This is a genomic window from Croceivirga radicis (assembly GCF_002072105.2).
GTDB classification, from domain to species: Bacteria; Bacteroidota; Bacteroidia; order Flavobacteriales; family Flavobacteriaceae; genus Croceivirga; species Croceivirga radicis.
Genome location: NZ_MTBC01000004.1, coordinates 330,430 through 349,868, shown reverse-complemented (window position 1 = coordinate 349,868; position 19,439 = coordinate 330,430). Strand labels below are relative to the sequence as shown.

General features: G+C 36.7%; 12 protein-coding genes and 1 tRNA gene. 8 read left to right on the top strand and 5 right to left on the bottom strand.

Annotation, left to right across the window (positions count from 1 at the left end):
• Positions 1-44: 44 nt before the first annotated feature.
• A complete protein-coding gene (locus tag BUL40_RS08435; RefSeq protein ID WP_080318884.1) occupies positions 45-2,822 on the bottom strand; it encodes a putative LPS assembly protein LptD in 2,778 nt (925 codons plus the stop codon).
• 78 nt (positions 2,823-2,900) lie between these two features.
• Here BUL40_RS08435 and BUL40_RS08430 point away from each other — a divergent pair, with 78 nt between their 5' ends.
• The 8 genes from BUL40_RS08430 (at position 2,901) to BUL40_RS08395 (ending at position 13,205) form a co-directional block, all read left to right on the top strand.
• Entirely contained in the window at positions 2,901-4,112 is a 1,212-nt protein-coding gene (locus BUL40_RS08430; protein WP_080318883.1) for an N-acetylmuramoyl-L-alanine amidase family protein, read from the top strand.
• Between the two features lie 50 nt (positions 4,113-4,162).
• Positions 4,163-5,131: an MlaD family protein gene (locus BUL40_RS08425; RefSeq protein ID WP_080318882.1), complete on the top strand. Its 969-nt coding sequence runs from the start codon at positions 4,163-4,165 to the stop codon at positions 5,129-5,131.
• Positions 5,132-5,134: 3 nt separating this feature from the next.
• Complete coding sequence (locus BUL40_RS08420; protein WP_080318881.1) at positions 5,135-6,463, top strand: 4Fe-4S dicluster domain-containing protein; 1,329 nt, start codon at positions 5,135-5,137, stop codon at positions 6,461-6,463.
• A 10-nt stretch (positions 6,464-6,473) separates the two neighbouring features.
• Positions 6,474-7,259 (top strand): (Fe-S)-binding protein, encoded by a 786-nt coding sequence (locus tag BUL40_RS08415; RefSeq protein ID WP_010517381.1) that lies wholly within the window; start codon positions 6,474-6,476, stop codon positions 7,257-7,259.
• 1 nt (position 7,260) lies between these two features.
• Positions 7,261-7,743 (top strand): hypothetical protein, encoded by a 483-nt coding sequence (locus BUL40_RS08410; RefSeq protein ID WP_010517380.1) that lies wholly within the window; start codon positions 7,261-7,263, stop codon positions 7,741-7,743.
• A gap of 97 nt (positions 7,744-7,840) precedes the next feature.
• The gene (locus BUL40_RS08405; protein WP_080318880.1) at positions 7,841-10,762 is read left to right on the top strand and encodes a glycoside hydrolase family 3 N-terminal domain-containing protein; all 2,922 of its coding nucleotides are present in this window, start codon (positions 7,841-7,843) and stop codon (positions 10,760-10,762) included.
• A gap of 28 nt (positions 10,763-10,790) precedes the next feature.
• Positions 10,791-11,933, top strand: a complete 1,143-nt coding sequence (gene bshA, locus BUL40_RS08400) for an N-acetyl-alpha-D-glucosaminyl L-malate synthase BshA (RefSeq protein WP_080318879.1) — start codon at positions 10,791-10,793, stop codon at positions 11,931-11,933.
• Between the two features lie 96 nt (positions 11,934-12,029).
• Positions 12,030-13,205: an OmpA family protein gene (locus tag BUL40_RS08395; protein WP_080318878.1), complete on the top strand. Its 1,176-nt coding sequence runs from the start codon at positions 12,030-12,032 to the stop codon at positions 13,203-13,205.
• Positions 13,206-13,207: 2 nt separating this feature from the next.
• Here the strand turns inward: BUL40_RS08395 and BUL40_RS08390 are convergent, their stop codons facing one another.
• The 4 genes from BUL40_RS08390 to BUL40_RS15745 form a co-directional block, all read right to left on the bottom strand.
• The gene (locus BUL40_RS08390; protein WP_080318877.1) at positions 13,208-13,903 is read right to left on the bottom strand and encodes a hypothetical protein; all 696 of its coding nucleotides are present in this window, start codon (positions 13,901-13,903) and stop codon (positions 13,208-13,210) included.
• Positions 13,900-17,448 carry a PQQ-dependent sugar dehydrogenase gene (locus tag BUL40_RS08385; RefSeq protein ID WP_080318876.1) on the bottom strand — a complete coding sequence of 1,183 codons (3,549 nt, stop codon included), beginning with the start codon at positions 17,446-17,448 and terminating at the stop codon, positions 13,900-13,902. The genes BUL40_RS08390 and BUL40_RS08385 overlap by 4 nt, the downstream gene beginning before the upstream one ends.
• A gap of 74 nt (positions 17,449-17,522) precedes the next feature.
• Positions 17,523-19,031, bottom strand: a complete 1,509-nt coding sequence (locus tag BUL40_RS08380; protein WP_080318875.1) for an FAD/NAD(P)-binding protein — start codon at positions 19,029-19,031, stop codon at positions 17,523-17,525.
• Positions 19,032-19,166: 135 nt separating this feature from the next.
• Positions 19,167-19,258, bottom strand: a tRNA-OTHER gene (locus BUL40_RS15745).
• Between the last annotated feature and the right edge of the window lie 181 nt (positions 19,259-19,439).

Sequence of the window (19,439 nt, the reverse complement as noted above, 5' to 3'; positions counted from 1 at the left end):
ATTTATAAGTCAACTTTTAACTTTAGGTTGATCAAAAAGCTGTTTTACCTTAAAATTCGTTGGCTACGTTTATCATATTTAAGGTCGCTAAGAATAGAACTGCTTATCCCTATAAAGAAATCCCATCGTTCATTACGTCCAAAGGGAACCCAGTTAAAACGTAAGTCAAAACTTTTTAATTGACGGGAAAATCGAAATTGGGTCTGTGCAAAACCTTTGTTCACAAAATCATAACCAGAGGATAATCCCAGATCCCATCTGGGCGATAATTGTACGTTGCCGCTAAACATCAAAGAAGCGGTATTTACTTGATTTTGTCTGTTGGAGTTTAGATACCCCATTGCAAATTGTATGTTTAAATCCCAGGGAATTTTAGTGCCATAAACAGGATTCTCTATATCCTCTCCATCGTCTTCTCTACGTTGGTATTGGCTTTGGTCAAAGCCTGCTCCAAACAAATCGTCGGTTCTACCACCACTAGCCGCCCTGTAATAATCACTCGCTTCCTCTGCCCGGTCTTCATCCTTTTTGCCGTCCTTTTTCTTAAAGGTTTCATTGCTCAAAGAATAACGCATGTTCATAGAAGCTCTGGTTAACCGTAACAAGCTCCCCCCATTTTTAACATTTAGTGTGTTTATTCGTCTACCATTATTGTCAATGGTGTATGGATCAAGACTACCACTAAAGTTCAAGGTTAGCTTTTTATCAAAAAAACTGGTGCCACCGTTCATATTTATGGGAGATAGCTTTAAACTATCTGCCTCCATGTTATAGCTAGTAGAGAAATTAAGGTTGCTTAATAACGATATTTTTTTAGGTTCTAGTTTTGTGGAATCTTTATCCCTTACCTTGGCTTCTAATGTGTTTTGTAAAGAGAACCCAAGTACGTTGGCCCTGTTAAGGCTGGGTACGGATCCAACGGCTATACCCTGAAAACGTGTGTACTGCTGGGTTTGTCCACTATAGTCTACGTATGTATCATAGAACTGCTCAAAAGAAGGGGTGTAAGACCAGCTTACCTGTGGGCGCATAACATGTCTAATAGCTTGTATTTTTTTGTCTTCGCCAAACGGAAAGGTACCGTAGACCGTAGTACCAATACTTGCAGAGAGGCCATATTTATTAAAACGGTCAAAACCTTCTATGGTATCTAAAACAACTTCACTATTGCTGGTAGGGTCATCTGGATCAAGACCTCTTTTGTAGGTTTCAAACGTCCAAACATCTTCATAATTACCCCCTAAGGTTACACTAAAGTATTTGGCTACTTTAAAGTTGGTACTTATGGGTAAGGTATGTCTAGCGCCTATTTGAGCATTTTCAAACATCCCTTTTCTAAACATTAAAGAGTCTGTAGTGGTTATTCTATTTTCTGCCCTTACGTTGTATTGAAAATTTACGTTTTGAATTATGCCTTTTTTAATGCCATCGCGTTTAGCAAACGGAAAAATACGTTCCATGCTACCTTGGAAGGTGGGTAAGGTAAGGTTTACCTGTTGGGTTTGTGTATTCTGATTATGTGAAGCGGTAAGGTTCAAATTCACCGATGGGTATTCCGGAAATGTTTTAGAATAGGAAATAGAAGAAGAAAGGTTGTTGTTCTGTGTGTTTTGTACGTTTATCTGATTAAAAGAATTGGTATAATATTGACTACTCCCCAAGTTTACCGAAGCACTAAATCGAGAATTAGGATTTGCCTTGGCGTCTTGTGAGTGCGAGATTTGAAGATTATAAAGTGTGCTACGCCGGTAATCGCTAAACCCTTTTTGACTGGTTATTTGATTTTCAAATCTAAAATTTACGTTACCCCTAAACTTATAGCGCTTTGCATAGATGGATTGGGTTCGTATACCATAACTTCCGTTGGTAAAAAAATCCCCCATTACACTTAAATCAACATAATCACTTATGGGTAAATAGTAGCCTCCGTTTTGTAAAGAAAACCCTCGATTTGGATCTTGGGTAAAAGTTGGAAAAATTAACCCAGCCGTTCTACCGGTGGTCAAAGGAAAATAGGCAAATGGAACAGCTATGGGAGTAGGAACGTCTACCAAATACATATTACTAAAACCTGCTATTATTTTTTTGCCCGGCACAAACTTTGCCTTTCTAATTTTTATAAAATAATCCGGGTCTACCGTGTCTTTTGAAGTGGTCATTTTGCCATCCTTTAAAAAGTAGACAGAATCGTTTTCTTTTTTAGTAATACTGGCCAGCACCTTCATGGCATCACTACCTAAAGAGCCCAAACCAGCTTGTTGCTCGGTTCTAGAGTTCCAAATCAGTGCTTTTTTGGTGTCAAAATTAAACCGAATACTATCTGGAATAACCACATTGTCTCCCTGTTTAAAGTACGGAGTTTGGGTATACGTTCCGGTGCTATCTTTAATCCTACCTGCATAGACTTCATTTTTAGTGTAGTCCATAACTATGATACCGGCTTTTAGTTCCGTGTCTTGGTATTTAATTTCCGCCTCGTTGTATAAGTATATCTTTTGGTCTTTTTGGCTCAGTTTTACGTAATCTTTAGCCTTATAATCTATAATGTCTACCAACATGGAATTTTTGGTATTGGTGCTATCCAGGTTAATAGAATCCTTTTTGCCAATAGAATCGTTTAAGATGTTTGGTGGTAGCAAGGGTGGGTTCAAGGTATCGCCAACAGCCTTAATAGGTAAGGGTACCAAAGGCTTTTCTTGTGCCGTTAAATATTGGGCTAACAAAGCAAATAGCAGCACTAAAAGAAAAGGATGTTTGTTTGTTTGCAACTTGATAAATCCTATTTTTGTAGAAGTTTGGCTCAGTTTTTGGAGCTCAAACATACATATATTTTTTATTCTGATTAGGAGGTGTTACCATAAATTTAACCTCAAAAGGATAATTAAAAACAATGCGTTCTTATGAAGAGAAATTGGTTAGCCTTTGCCATAGCCCTAGGATTTATATTTACACTTTTATCTTTTAGCAAAAATAATACCCAATTACAAAACAAAGATGAGTTTGTTGTTGTTTTGGATGCGGGTCATGGTGGGCATGATCCCGGTAACTTAGGTAATGGTTATTTGGAAAAAAATATTGCCCTGGCTATTGTTCTTGAGGCCGGTAAGGCTCTTAAACAACATCCGGGCGTTAAAGTGGTATACACAAGAGACGATGATACGTTTGTAGACTTATATGAAAGAGGGCAGATAGCCAATAAGGCCAATGCCGATCTATTCGTATCTGTACATTGTGATTCCCATACTTCTGATGCCCATGGAGCTGGAACTTTTGTTTTGGGTTTACACGCGAACAAGCAAAATTTTGAAGTAGCTAAAAAAGAGAACTCCGTAATTTATTTAGAGGATAATTACGAGCAAAAGTATTCGGATTATGATATCAACTCTCCAGAATCAGTAATTGGTTTAACGGTTATGCAAGAAGAATTCTTAGACCAGAGTATTCTTTTGGCCAAATTGATGCAAGATATATTTACAAAGCAATTAAAGCGTAAGGATCGTAAGGTAAAACAGGCTGGTTTTATTGTTTTGCACCAAACATTTATGCCTAGTGTATTGGTAGAAACAGGTTTTTTGACCAACAAAAGCGAGGGCGCTTTTCTAAATTCTGCAAAGGGTAAAAAAGAAATGGGTGCGGCTATAGCTAAGGCTGTAATCAATTATAAAAATGGTGTAGAAAGTAGTTTGGAAACCGTAACGCCTGTAAATGATGCGCCCATTGCCACAATTGAAGAAGTAGTGGAATCCAAACCAGAAGAACCCAAGGTAGCAGAAAAGGAAGATGAGCCTGCCAGAGTAGTAAAAACAGTAGTTAGCGATACCAAAACAGAAGAAGTTGCAGCTGCTGGTGTAACCTTTAAAATTCAACTAATGGCCAGTTCAAAAGTTATAGCTTTGGATGGTGATAATTTTAGGGGTTTAAACGATTTGTCTAAAGAACCGGTAAATAATTTATACCGATATTTATATGGGAATACGGATTCTTACCAGAAAGCTAAGTTGTTGAAGTCCAATGCAGATGCTAAAGGTTATACAGATTCTTACATTGTGGCCTATAAAGACGGAAAGCGCATAACAATGGCACAAGCCTTAAAAACGATAGCCAAAAAATAAAGGTGCCAAAAAATATTCCTAATTTTGTTTAGAACCATAAACAGTACCTTTTGAAATTATCTAGGGAAGTAAAGACGGGATTTTTGGTACTGCTGGGCATACTGGCAGTAGTATTTGGCTTTAGCTATCTAAAAGCTTCATCTATTTTTGACAATTCAAGAACATTTTATGCTGTTTACCAACATGTAGGTGGGCTACAGACAGGTACACAGGTAACCTTAAACGGTTTGGTAGTTGGTAACGTTACGGAAATTAGGTTTAAAGACAACTCTGGAAAATTACTGGTTACGTTTAGTGTCAATAATGATTTTCAGTTTTCAGAAAATAGTAAGGTAGAGCTATATGATACAGGCATAATTGGAGGCAAGGGATTACAGATTATTCCTGTTTTTGATGGTGCTGCTTTGGCAAAATCCGGTGATACATTGAATGCTAATTCTAAGCCGGGTTTAACAGAATTGGTGCAACAAAAGCTTACACCCCTGCAAATGAAGGTAGAAGGGGCCGTATCTGGAGCGGACTCGTTATTAACAAATATTAATGAGATTTTGGATGACCCAACCAAAAAGCAACTTCAAGAAACTATAGTAGGTCTAAATCAATTGGTTGCCTCTTTTCAGGGTAGTGCCCAAAAATTAGACCAGTTGTTAATGGCCAATAAGGGTCAATTGGATAATTCTATTAAGAATTTAGATAATATAACTTCCAACTTTTCTAAAATTTCAGACTCCCTAGCAGATGCCGGTTTGGCTAAAACCGTGAAACAATTGCAAGGAACTGTCGGAAATTTAAATATATTGCTTAACAATATTGAAAATGGTCAAGGTTCTTTAGGTAAATTGGCAACTAATGATGAGCTATATAACAACTTATCAGATGCCTCTAGGGAACTAGACTTATTATTGCAGGATTTTAGATTAAATCCAAAGCGCTATGTAAATGTTTCTGTTTTTGGTAAAAAACAGAAAGAATACGAGTTGCCAGAAGATGATCCTGCCGCAGAGAAAGAGACTAACTAAACTATGCAATACATTCCTAATTTTCTTTTCGCTTTGGCCCTTGGCTTTGGGGTCTGGTTTTTCTACAATAACGTTAGAAAACTTATAAGAAACATTAAACTTGGTAAAGAGGCAGACGTCTCCGGAGACCGTTCAGAAAGATGGTCCAATATGGCAAGAATAGCTCTTGGGCAATCCAAGATGGTGGTAAGGCCAATAGCCGGTTTTTTACATATAATTGTTTATGTAGGCTTTATAATTATTAACATAGAGGTTTTAGAAATTATACTAGATGGGCTATTGGGTACACACCGTTTATTTGCTTTCTTAGGTGGAACCTATGATTTTTTGATTGCATCATTTGAAATTTTGGCCTTCTTAGTAATTGTTTCCGTGGTTATTTTTTGGTTAAGAAGAAACGTTATTCGTTTGCAACGATTCTTAAAACCAGAAATGAAAGGATGGCCTAAACAAGATGGTAATCTAATTCTTTATATAGAATTGGTTTTAATGTTCTTGTTCTTAACCATGAATGGTGCCGATTATCAACTTCAGCAAATGGGGGCAGAACATTATGCGCAAGCAGGTTCGTTCCCTATTAGTCAGTTTTTAGCTCCTGTTTTTCAAGGATTATCAGAAAGCACTTTAATTATTATAGAGCGCGGTGCCTGGTGGTTACACATTTTAGGCATTCTGTTTTTTCTAAATTATTTATACTATTCCAAACACTTACATATTTTATTGGCCTTCCCTAACACTTTTTATGGTAGGGTAAAACCACAGGGGCAGTTTAACAATTTGGCTTCTGTAACAAATGAGGTAAAGTTAATGATGGACCCAAACGCAGATCCTTTTGCTGCAGATGCAGGAACAGAAGATGCTGGCGAACCGGAGAAATTTGGAGCTTCTGACGTTACGGATTTAAACTGGGTACAATTAATGAACGCCTACACTTGTACGGAATGTGGTAGGTGTACTTCAGAATGTCCGGCTAATCAAACGGGTAAAAAATTAAGTCCACGTAAAATAATGATGGATACCCGAGACCGTCTAGAAGAAGTGGGTAAAAATATGGATGCCAATAAAGGTACATTTGTCCCAGACGGAAAACAATTATTGGACGATTATATAACAAGAGAAGAATTATGGGCATGTACTACATGTAATGCTTGTGTACAGGCATGTCCGGTTAGTATAGACCCGCTTTCAATAATCGTAGAAATGCGTAGGTATTTAGTAATGGAGCAATCTGCAGCGCCAACCGAGCTGAATAATATGATGTCTAACATTGAAAACAACGGTGCGCCTTGGCCTTACAATCAAATGGACCGTTTAAACTGGGTTAACGAATAAAACTAGAACTATGAGTGAGCAATTAAAGGTTAAAACCATGGAAGCCTTCTTGGCCGAAGGTAAACAACCCGAAATTCTTTTTTGGGTAGGTTCTGCAGGAAGTTATGATGATAGGGCAAAAAAGATTTCTAGGGCATTTGTTCGATTGTTGAACAAGGCAGAAGTAGATTTTGCGGTTCTAGGCCCAGAAGAAAGTTCTACGGGAGATGTGGCCAAAAGAGCCGGAAACGAATTCCTCTTTCAGATGCAAGCCATGATGAATATTGAGTTATTAAATGGCTACGAAATTAAGCGTATCGTTACCTGTGATCCACACTCGTTTAATACCATAAAAAATGAATACCCCAGTTTAGGAGGGACTTATGAAGTTTTGCACCACACGCAATACTTGAAAGAGTTGATTGATGCAGGTAGGTTAAGCCTAACGGGTAATGAATATAAAGGTAAACGCGTAACCTTTCATGACCCTTGTTATCTTGGAAGGGCAAATAATGTATATGAAGCACCTAGAAACGTTTTAGCCAAAACCAACGCCAATTTGGTTGAAATGAAACGTAACAAGCAGACGGCCTTGTGTTGCGGTGCCGGTGGTGCGCAAATGTTCAAAGAGCCAGAAAAAGGAGATATGGATATTAATGTGCTTAGGACCAAGGATGCTTTGGAAACTAATCCAGATATTATTGCAACTGGTTGTCCCTATTGTAATACCATGATGACAGATGGTATAAAAGCTCATGAAAAAGAAGATAGTGTTACCGTACTGGACGTAGCAGAACTTTTAGCCAACTCTTTGTAATATGCTAGTAGAATTTGAAGCTTTACCAGAACATGCTAGAATTTGGGTTTATCAATGCAATAGAACGTTCACAGAAGAAGAAGTTGCACAAATTAAACTAGAAACCGAAGCTTTTTTAAACCAATGGACTGCACACGGAGCTGCCTTAAATGCAGGTTTTACCATGCCGTACAATCGGTTTTTGGTTATTGGTCTAGACCAAACGCAGGCAAGTGCATCAGGTTGTTCTATAGATGCTTCGGTACATTTTATCCAAGCTTTGGAACAAAAATACCAAGTAGACCTAATGGATAAAATGAACGTTTCTTATAAGCAAGGCGAATATATAGCCTATAAAGCGCTTAAGGATTTTAAGAAAATGGCAAAGGATAAGGCAGTTTCCAAAAACACGGTGGTCTTTAATAACTTGGTAGCTACAAAAGGGGAGTTTTTAGAGAATTGGGAAGTACCGGCTTCGGAAAGCTGGCATGCACGATTTATGTAAAAATTCTGCCAAAAAAAACAGATTTCTTCTTAATTTTTGTGCTTTGATCGGTGAAATACAATATTTTTAATCGCTCTAAGTGGACGACATCCGATTTATGAAGCAACAAAAATTCGCAGTACTTTCGATAGCCTTTTTTTTATTCCTAAATGTTTCAATTGCTCAAGTAGACCCGCTCTTAACCAGTGATTCCTTGGCGCAAAAAGCATGGGTCAATACTACCTATGATTCAATGTCCTTATCCGAAAAAATAGGACAGTTATTTATGGTTAGCGTAGCTTCTGACCAGTCTAAAACAGCTACGGATAAGATTAAAGCGCAAATAAAAAATTATCATTTGGGTGGGGTTATTTTTTCCAAAGGTGGGCCGGTAAGGCAGGCTAGGCTTACAAATGATTACCAATCTGTGGCAAAGATACCTTTGTTAATTGGTCAAGATGCAGAATGGGGATTGGCCATGCGGTTAGATTCTACTTTTAGTTATCCATGGAATATGACCTTGGGTGCTATTCAAAAAGATTCTATTGTAAAAGCAGTAGGCCGCAGTATAGGAAAGCATGCTAAACGAATAGGGGTACATATAAATTTTGCGCCCGATTTAGATATAAACAATAATGCTAAAAATCCAATAATTGGTAATCGTTCCTTTGGGGAAGATCGCGAGAATGTAACCCGAAAAGGCATTGCATTTTTACAAGGTATGGAAAGTGTTGGGGTATTGGGTTCTGGTAAGCATTTTCCGGGGCATGGAGATACTGCTACGGATAGTCATAAGGATTTACCGTTCTTAGATTTTACACAAAAACGGTTGGACAGTATTGAACTCTACCCCTTTAAAAAGTTAATAGATACAGGTATAAGCTCTATAATGGTAGGGCATTTAAGTATACCAGCTATGGAACCTAAGGCTGATTTTCCTTCTTCCCTCTCTAAAAACATAATCACGGATTATTTAAAAACGGAATTAAATTATAAGGGTATGGTACTAACAGATGCCCTAAACATGCAAGGGGTGCGGAAGTACGCTCCAGAAGGTGAGGTAGAATTAGCTGCTTTTATGGCTGGTAACGATATGTTATTAATGCCTGTTGATGTTGCCAGTGCCCATCAAAAATTAACCGCAGCTTACCAGAAGGGGAAAATAAGTGAGGCACGCTTAGAAGCTTCGGTAAAGAAAATTTTAAAAGCAAAATATAAAGTGGGCTTGGCAAACTACAAACCCGTTCCTTTAGAAAATTTAATTGCAGATTTAAATACTATAGAAGATGATTTGTTGTACGAAACCGCAATAGAAAATGCAATTACCGTAGTAAAGAACAAGTTCAACTTATTACCGTTAAGAAAACTAGACAATAAGAAGATTGCCTATGTCAAATTTGGCGATTCGGATAACACAACCTACGTAAACACCTTAAAAAAATACGCAGCCGTAGATGTAATAACCGCTAAAGATATTGCTGAATATAGAGACAAAATTAGACATTACAATTTTGTGATTATAGGTTTGCATAGAAGCAATGCATCACCTTGGAAAGCGCATAGTTTTACCGAAAATGAAAAATACTGGGTACAAGAAATTGCCAGAATGCGCACTAGTAATACCGTTTTAACGGTTTTTACCAAACCTTATGCTTTATTAGATGTTCAGGATTGGGAAGCTATGGATGGTATACTAGTAGCCTATCAAAATAGTAAAGTAGCCCAAGAAAAGGCTGCAGAGGTATTGTTCGGGGCCATAGGTGCAAAAGGGAGGTTACCGGTTACCGCACATCCTAGCTTTAAAGTCAATACTGGTATAACTACCAAAGCGATTGCCCGTTTAGGTTTTAGTAGACCAGAAAGGGTAGGGTTAAGTAGTACAGGTCTAGCGCAAGTAGATTCTTTGGTGCAAGAAGGGTTAGATTCATTAATGTTTCCAGGGGCACAAGTGTTAATTAGCAGAAAAGGTAAGGTGGTGTACCATAAAAGTTTTGGCAAACCTACCTACGATTCTAAAGATAGCATCCACAATAATTATTTGTTCGATTTGGCTTCGGTTACCAAGATACTTGGTACACTGCCATTGGTCATGAAATTGGAAGAAGAAGGAAAGCTAAAATTGGATTATACCTTTCAGGAGCTAATTCCCGCTTATGCGGAATCTGAATTAAAAGATGTAACCGTACTCAAAGCTTTGTCACATTATGGTAGGTTGCCTGCTTGGATTGCCTTTTACCTAAGTACGTTGGACGAAAATAGAAAACCTTCTGATTTTTATTATCGTAAAACGCCTTCAAAAGATTATGCTACTAAGGTGTTTGATGGGCTCTATTTAAGTAATGCCTATAAAGATTCTATCTACAATAGAATTGGCAGACAAGAACTTAAAAGTAATAAATACAGGTACTCTGACGTGGCCTACTACGTTATGAAAAAATATGTAGAGGATACCAACAAACAACGAATTGATACTCTTTTAACGGATTTTTTATTAAAGCCAATTGGTGCCACACATATGGCGTATAATCCTCTGGACCAATTTCCAAGGGATTCTATTGTGCCTACGGAAGAAGATAACTATTACCGCTATAAAAGAGTACAAGGTTATGTGCACGATATGGGTGCGGCCATGCAAGGCGGTGTTGGTGGGCATGCCGGTTTATTTAGTAATGCTTTAGATGTGGCCAAGATTATGCAAATGTATATTCAAGGAGGATATTACGGCGGAACACGTTTTTTTGATGCCCGAACCATTAAGAAATTTAATACCTGCTACTTTTGTGACGAAGATGTTAGAAGAGGGGTAGGGTTTGATAAGCCCCAATTAAAAAACTCAGGACCAACCTGTGGCTGCGTATCCAAAGAAAGTTTTGGTCATAGCGGATTTACAGGAACATATACTTGGGCAGACCCAGAGGAGGAAATAGTCTATGTTTTTTTAAGTAATAGGACCTATCCTACCATGACGAATAATCTTTTGGTAAAATCAGGATTGCGTACACGTATTCAACAAGCTATTTATGATTCCATTATCAATTAGGTTATAAATAAAGACCTAATTTAGGCGCATGAAAATTGCAATAGTTTGTTACCCTACTTTTGGAGGTAGTGGAGTTGTGGCCACAGAATTAGGTATTGCCTTGGCAGAAAGAGGACACGAGGTACATTTTGTAACGTACCAACAACCCGTAAGATTGGGATTGTTAAATAACAATATTTATTTCCATGAGGTGCACGTGCCACAATACCCATTGTTCCGCTACCAGCCCTATGAATTGGCATTGAGTAGTAAATTGGTAGATACTATTAAGCACTACGGTATAGAATTATTGCACGTACATTACGCCATACCCCATGCGTATGCCGGTTATATGGCCAAGAAAATGTTGAAAGAAGAAGATATTTATATACCAATGGTGACTACCTTACATGGTACGGATATTACTTTGGTGGGCAACCATCCCTTTTACAAATCAGCAGTAACCTTTAGCATAAATAAATCAGACGTGGTTACCGCGGTTTCGGCAGATTTGAGGCAAAAAACTTTGGATATTTTTGATGTAGAAAATGATATTGAAGTTATCCCCAACTTCATAGACTCTAGAAAGTACCAAAATGCATTTACGGATTGCCAGCGGAGTTTAATGGCATCGGCAGATGAACGTATTATTACCCATATCAGTAATTTTAGAAAAGTAAAACGAATTACGGATGTGGTATCCATTTTTTATAAGGTACAAAAAGAGATTCCCGCCAAATTAATTATGGTAGGAGATGGACCAGAAAAGGAAAAGGCAGAGCTACAGTGCGAAACGTTAGGAATAGAGGACAAAGTGTTATTCTTAGGAAACAGCAATGAAATAGACCGTATTCTTTGCTTCTCAGATTTATTTTTGTTGCCATCAGAAACGGAAAGTTTTGGCTTGGCAGCGTTGGAGGCTATGGCCAATAAAGTAGCGGTGGTTTCTAGTAATACAGGTGGTATTCCAGAAGTTAATGAACAGGGAATTACCGGCTATTTGAGTGATGTGGGCAATGTAGATGAAATGGCTGCGTACGCCCTGGATATCTTAAGAGATGACTCACGCATGGCTCAATTTAAAGAAAACGCTTATTTAGCCTCTAAAAAGTTCGAGATAACCAATATAGTGCCCTTATATGAGGAAGTTTACGAGAAAGCGTATAAATCTCGTTTTAAAAATTCCTATTAGCGTTAGTTTATCGATGTAATTTTCTTCTTACAGGGAATACAGTTTGTTTTTTTCAATTTCCATTACTTTTGATAAGAAATACCCAAATACGTTAAAATGAAATTAACCAAATTCGTTTTGTTTTTAGTTCTCGTCGTGAATTGTTATTCACTATGGTCTCAAGAGGAAATGCCAGTTTTAACCGCAAAAGATTCTATGGTGGTCAGCAGCTGGGTATTCGGTCTTGGTGTTAATGCCGTAGATGATGCGGGTTCAGAATTCAGTGATGTTTTTAATTTTTCCGATAACTGGAATATGGTTCCGCACCCTTCTAGAGTAAGCATTGGTAAATATTTTAAGAATGGTTTAGGCTTAGAATTGGTTGGTTCCTATAATCAATACCAAGAAGGCAAGGTAATCGACGGTCTAGTAAATACCGAAGAAAAAGATTATTACGCTGGAGATATTCGCATTAATTACGATTTAAATAAAATTCTAGGGGAAACTGGTTGGTTTGACCCCTATGTAGGTGTTGGAGCAGGTTATACCCAAGCCAATGAACAGGGTAGGGGAACTTATAATGCCAATGTAGGTTTTAGAACATGGTTTTCAGATAATTGGGGATTAGACTTTAGTTCTACAGGAAAGTGGACCATGAACAAAGAAAATTCTACCAATCATATACAACATGCAGCTGGTGTTGTTTACCGCTTTGGTGTAGAAAAGGATTTAAATCCGAAGGGCGAAGAAAAACTAGCCAAAATTATGGAGCTAGAAGAAGCCATGAAAAAGCGCCAAGATAGTATTGATGCTGCCAAGAGGGAGGCTGCAGCGCTGGCAGAACGATTAAAAAAGGAAAAAGAAGCGGCAGATTTGGCAGCAGCGGAAAAAGCAAAGCAAGATGCGCTGCAAGCTAAAAAAGATGCTTTGCGCAATGCTATAGACAATTTAGGATTGGTTTATTTTGACTTGAATTCTTCTTATTTGAATACAGCGTCTAAAAGCACCTTAGACAAGTTAGCTGTGCTTTTGCAGGAGAACCCTTCTTTAGTACTAGAAGTTAGTTCTTACACAGACGCTCGAGGTACCAATACGTATAACCAATGGTTATCTGAGCGTAGGGTAAAAAGAACTACAGATTATTTATTGGCCCAAGGAGTATCAGAGTCTAATTTAAAATCGCAAGCGTTTGGGGAAAACCAATTGACTAATGAATGTGCAGACGGAGTGTATTGTCCAGAAAGTAAGCATAGGGAAAACAGACGTTCAGAATTTAAGATATTGGAGTTTTAAACTCAATATCTTGTAAAAAATTCAAAAACATTTGATTTGGAGCTGTTATCATTAGCATCTGTACTAACAACGTACCAATAATATTCTGTGTTATTTTCCACTTGTATATTCTCTATCAAAGTAGCCGTGGTTTGTGAATACAGTTCAGGATTTTCATTAGGACCAAAATAAACCGAATACGAAACTACATCGTCATCAATATCTGTTACTTTCCATAAAAGCGTAATTGTAGCCGTATGTACTTCTTGTCCGTTATGTGGTGTTATGGCATTTGCAGGAAAGGGAACATAAGAGGTTATTTGCTCGGCAGAATTGTAAAAAACAGCTGTATCACTTTCAATATTTTCAGCTGTTTCGTCTAAATATGTAACTACCGACCATTGATAGGGTGTACCTTTTAAAAGTTCTATGTTTATACTACTATCCTCACTAGGATAGGTGGTTTGTTCGTTTGTGATAAGATTGGTTAAATTTACTTGATATCGATTTCCAATTGCAGCATCTGACCAATCAAATTCAACCTCACTTATTAACTCATTAATAGCAGTACCGGTGGTACAGATACCATTATTTTCTGGATAAACTAAATTAACTTTTGTAGGCGGGCCTATTATTTCATTTACTAGATCCAGATTTTTGCTACATCCAATGACGCAAAAAATGCTCAAAATGCTTAATAATGACGGTTTATTTTTCATCGTTTAATAATTTTAAACAATTGTTTTGACCCATTGTAGGAGCAGGTGAGTATGTATAATCCTGAGGTTAAACTTTCTGGCGAAAATCCATGTAATCTATCATTGGAATAAGAAGAGGTGTTAAAAATCATTTTTCCACTTAAATCGGTTAAAGTAATATCCAAAGAAGAACCTGAGCCGAATGGGACTTGTACAAATAATTGGTCATCGAACGGATTTGGATAGACTAACATGGTATCGTTTAAATTAATTTGTTCTTCAAAAATACCTTGGCAGGAGTCTAAGGAGGTTACCTTAATACTATTTGTTCCTTTTTGTAGTTTGAGAGAAACTTGTCCGGAAGAAGTTTCAAAACTATTGTCGTTTAAGGTTACTTTATGTTTGGTCCCAGCGGTTAAACTCAAAATATAAATTTCTTCTTGTGCATCTAAAACGCCATTAACCTCTAACTCCGAGGGCCCTCCAATAATTATTTCAACACAATATTCAAATTCTGGATATTCGTTTGCATAAAAGCATAAAGTATAATTTCCTTGACTTAAATTATCCAAACTTAAAATGTTGGTAAAAGAAAAGCTAGTCTCAACATTCTCAAATAGAAGTATCGCTCTATAATTAAGCATCAAATCTGTGGTAACTTTTAAGGCACCGTCATCAGAGTTATAACAACTAGTGTTTGTTTTTGTAATTCTAAAATTATCTGTGGCAATAGGTTCTATAACGCAACCTAATGAATCTACCGTGGCATTTTCGGGTGTATATGGGCAAATGTCGATAGCATCATTCACACCATCGTTATCTGTATCTAATTGACTCAAGGCACATCCATCCGCGTTAACAGAAGCTCCAAGTGGGGTGTCAGGACATAAATCAAGAATATTTAGTATGCCATCACCATCAATATCTTGTTGGGCAATACTACATCCATTATCGTCTACCGTTTCTCCTACTGGAGTATTTGGGCAAGCATCTAGACTGTTTATAACACCATCATTATCGCTATCCTCATCGGGAGCTTCAACTAATCGTAATTCTAAAATAGTGGAACATCCTTCTGTGGTACTAATAGTGTAGTCACCAGCTTGTGAGGCATTAAAGTTTTCTAGTGTTAAACTGCCATCATGGACTATAGTATTGGGGTCATGTATGTAGTAATCAATAGTGTTTAATAGGCTTATTGTTACAGTATTAGTTGCAACAACATCAACTACTAAATTATTGGTGCTTGTGCCTTCTACGGTAGTTTCTGTTCTAAATTCAAAGGTCGTACAAGGATTGGTAGTACTCCACTTAGTAATGTTATTCACAGATGTGGTACCAGCGTTGCTAAAATTTCCAGCTATGAATAACGCATCTTTCTCCGTAGTAAAACACAAATCTTCTATTAGGCCATCGGTGCCAATACTTGTATTAACTCCTAAAGGTTGCCAGCCATTAAGGTCATCCCATTGGGCAATATTATTGGCAATTACATTTACATTCGTTTCGTTGCTAAAGGTTTCAAAATTACCAACAGCGTAAATGGTGTTGTTATGGTTGGTTAATCCGTAAACCGTACCGCTTAGACCTAGGTTTAAGGGCTCAAAAGTATTCGTTTGCTTGTTGTATCTTGCAACTCTATTCGCGGTTTCATTGTTTGCTATTGTAAAATTACCTGCCAAATAAATATAATTATCCACAGGTAAAATGTCTAGTACAAAACCGCTTGTACCGGTGCCTAAAGTTCCCCACGTATTTGTAGAAAAGGTGGCAATTCTAGGGGCTGATATTCCTCCGGCAGTATCAAAATTACCCCCAACATATAAAGTTCCGGCAGCATCAAAGGCTAAAGCTCTTACCTCGTTGTTGGTTCCTGCTATGCCTGTATCAGTATTTGTCAGAGCATCCCAATTGGTGCCATTCCATATAGCAATATTATTTACTTCTACACCACCAGCAGTTATAAATGCACCTCCGGCATAAATCTGACTTTCATTGTTTATAACTATGGATGCTACAGGGCCATCTGTTCCGGATCCTAAGCTACTCCAATTTGTGCCATCAAATTTTGCAATATAGTTAGCTGTAATCCCTGCAATTTGAGTAAAAGCTCCACCTACATAAAGATTACCTTCATTATCTATGGCCAGTGCATCAATACTGCCATTACAATCTTGTAAAACCCTTTCCCATCCTTGGGTTACAGAATATTTAGCTAGGTTAACCGTATTGGTTAAATCTACAGAAGTAAATTCTCCACCCACATAAAAATTGTTATTACCATCATTTTGGATGGTATGTATAACACCATTGGTTCCGTTGATACCAGTTTCAGAAAAATAACCCAAACCAGGGAGGGCAGTGGTACTAGGACCAGCGTTTTCATCGGTTATTTTGTAAATCTTACCATTAAGCCCGTAACTAGCAAAGTAAAGCTCTCCGTTTTCGGCTTCTCCAAAAGAAGAAATAGGTAATCCACTAGTTCTAAATAATAGCTCAGAACTTGTAGAAAATGAATTGGTGTCATAGGTTAGCGCCCAAACTCTACCAGATTCAAAATCACCATAGATATACTTGCCAGTAAGCTGGCTATTGGTCATTGGACCACGATAAACATAACCACCGGTTATAGACTTATCTCCATTGGTATGGTTATAGGTAAAAAGGGGCTTAGTATCTGGGTTGGTGATAAGGTTATCACTAACTCTATAATCAGCATCACCTTCATATCTACTCCAGCCATAGTTTTCTCCATTGTTGATTAAATTAATTTCCTCAACAAAATCTTGCCCTACATCTGCTCCGAACAGTGTATTATTATAAAAAGAGAATTTCCACGTATTGCGTATGCCCCATGCATAAATTTCATCCAAACCAGTGCTTCCAACCAAAGGGTTGTCTATCGGAATTTCATAGTTGCCATTTTTACTGAGTATATTAGTACCGTCTACATCCACATCAATTCTCAAAAAACTTCCGTATGGGTTGTCCAGATTTTGAGCATTTCTTTGTGGATCGCCACCACCACCACCATCACCTACAGAAATATAGAGGTAACCATCTGGACCAAAAGCAATTTTGCCCCCATTATGATTGCTTTCTGGTTGATTTTTTTCAAATTGATAGAGTATTAGTTCCGAATTAGGGTCTGCTAAATTTGGATTGCTATCACTTATGGTGAATCTAGATATATTAAAACGATAATTGTTTGGGCGGTCTATATAGAATACATAGAAATACCCATTGATACTAAAGTTGGGATGAAAAGCCAGCCCTAACAGCCCAATTTCTTGCCCGCTAGAAAAAGAAACTTTATTTGTTATATCTAGAAGTGTATCAACATCATTTGCTTGGGTTGTACTAGCGTTCGCGAATACTTTTATTAATCCTTCTTGTTCTACAACAAATAGTCTGTTGGTGCCATCATTAGAATTTTGTATTTCAACGGGTAGTCTAAAGTTGAGATTTGAGAATGCATTTTCATACGAAATTTGTGCAAATGTTATTTGTGCTAACAGCGCAAAGCCTAGGTATAAATAAATATTAAATTTTAATGAAAATACCATTTGTCTTAAATCTTTGACAAATATACATTTACTATCTAAGCTATGTGTCTAATTTGTGTTAGATAAAAAATAATTTAAAGCTTATCAATAATTTGATGAGCCAAAAATCGGCTTGAATATATAATTCTTACACAATGCTCTAGGTGCCAAAAAATCTTATCTTTAATTTTATTGCCAGCTAACAACGGTCCTGCTATAAATAGGTTTTCAGAGGCTTGCATTTGCTTGTCTACAATAATTCCAATCTTGCTTGGAGCAATGGTTGCCAGATTATCTTTTTGTAATGATTTATATAAATTAGGTAAATTGTTGTCATCTAGTTTCATGCTTCCTAAGCAATTAATTACGACATCAAAAATTTCAGAATTTGATTCAGTTCCATTTGAAAAATTTACTTTTATTCCGTTGCTGTTATTTTCAATGCCAATAAACCTTCCTTTAAGATGTTTAAATCTTTTATTTTTTGTCAAACCTTCTATCACTGCGGTATAATGCTTTCCAGCACATCTTTGTCTGCTTCCTATTTGGTTTCCATGAAAATAGGCGAATTTTAAAAGCTCATTTTCGTTTAATTTTGGTAATAATTGAGCAAATGCTGGAGATATTGCTTTTACAGAAGTGGCAGCTCCTATTTGTAATGATTCTGCTAAATCAATATCTTTATTTGCTGCAATGCCAATATCTTCTGCAGTAATTTTCTTCTTTTCTTTTAAGGCATGTAAATGCTTAGGATAAAATTTTTCATATTTTTCTAAATTAAATTTAGAATCGGGCATTATACCGTGAGATGACATACTCGTATAAGAAACATTTAACTCGGAATCGATTTCTTCATTTAATCGATAAATCATTTCTAGCCCACTGGCATTTGCCCCTAAAACTAATATTTTAAAGAAAGGAATTTTAGTTTTGTTATGGTTTATAAATTCCTTTACACGTTTAATATTTTCTAGACTACTTGGGTCATAAGGTTGTTTTACATACAAAAATCTTGAATCTATATTTTCTGATCCTTTTAAAATTTTATAGGGTAGAGAACCTGTAGCCAGTACCGTTTTCTCTGAATATAGTGTAGTACCATTATCTAATTTAATAGCAAATTCAGTAGCGCTACTTTTTTTAATAGATGTTACTTCTCCTGTTATTGTTAAAACCTTGACGTTATTTATAGTCTTTATTGCGTTTTCTACTTTTTCACTAATGTAGTTGCCAAAAAAGAATCTAGGAACATATAGTTGATTCCATTGTTTTTTTTCAATAAAAGTTTTGTTATTGTTGATCCAATTTAATGCATATTCCTTACCGCTATTTCTAAAATCCAATAGAAGATTTTCTATATTTTCTTCCATCCATTTTATAAAATCAGACTTGTCGGGTTCTGAAATAAAATTTTCTAAATTTTGTATAAGTAATACAGCCTTGCCAGACCTTTCTCCATACGGGAACCCTTTAAAAAAGTCATTACTTTTATCAATTACCGTTATTGTTAGATCAATGTCTTTATCTTTTACTTGATTAAGTAACTCAAGAATACAATAGCTTGTTGCTATACCAGCACCAATAAAGGTTATGTTAGGGTTCATAAAAGTTGTTTTTTCAAAAGTCTATAATCTTCAAAAAATAGAAAACAATAAAGGTTGTTATTTGATTATCGGAATAAAAAAACGGTAAAGTGTAGGTAAAAAAGGCTTTCTATATATTGAAGAAAGCCTTTTGTGCGGAGGAAGAAGGGATTCGAACCCTCGGAAGTTTTACCCTCATTTAAAATGTTAAAATTTTAAATTGCAATAAGCCACTCTGCCATTCCTCCATTAATTCTTAGCAAAGATAACGATCCTATTTTATTTTTATTGTTTTCGCTAAAAATAGGTTTTAGAAACTCATCGTTTAATTTCTTCACTTAAACGATATTTACTGTTTTTTAAAAGGTTAAGCCTTTTTTTTGTAACGTTATTTACTTGAACACTAAATTGGATTACACGTTAAATTGC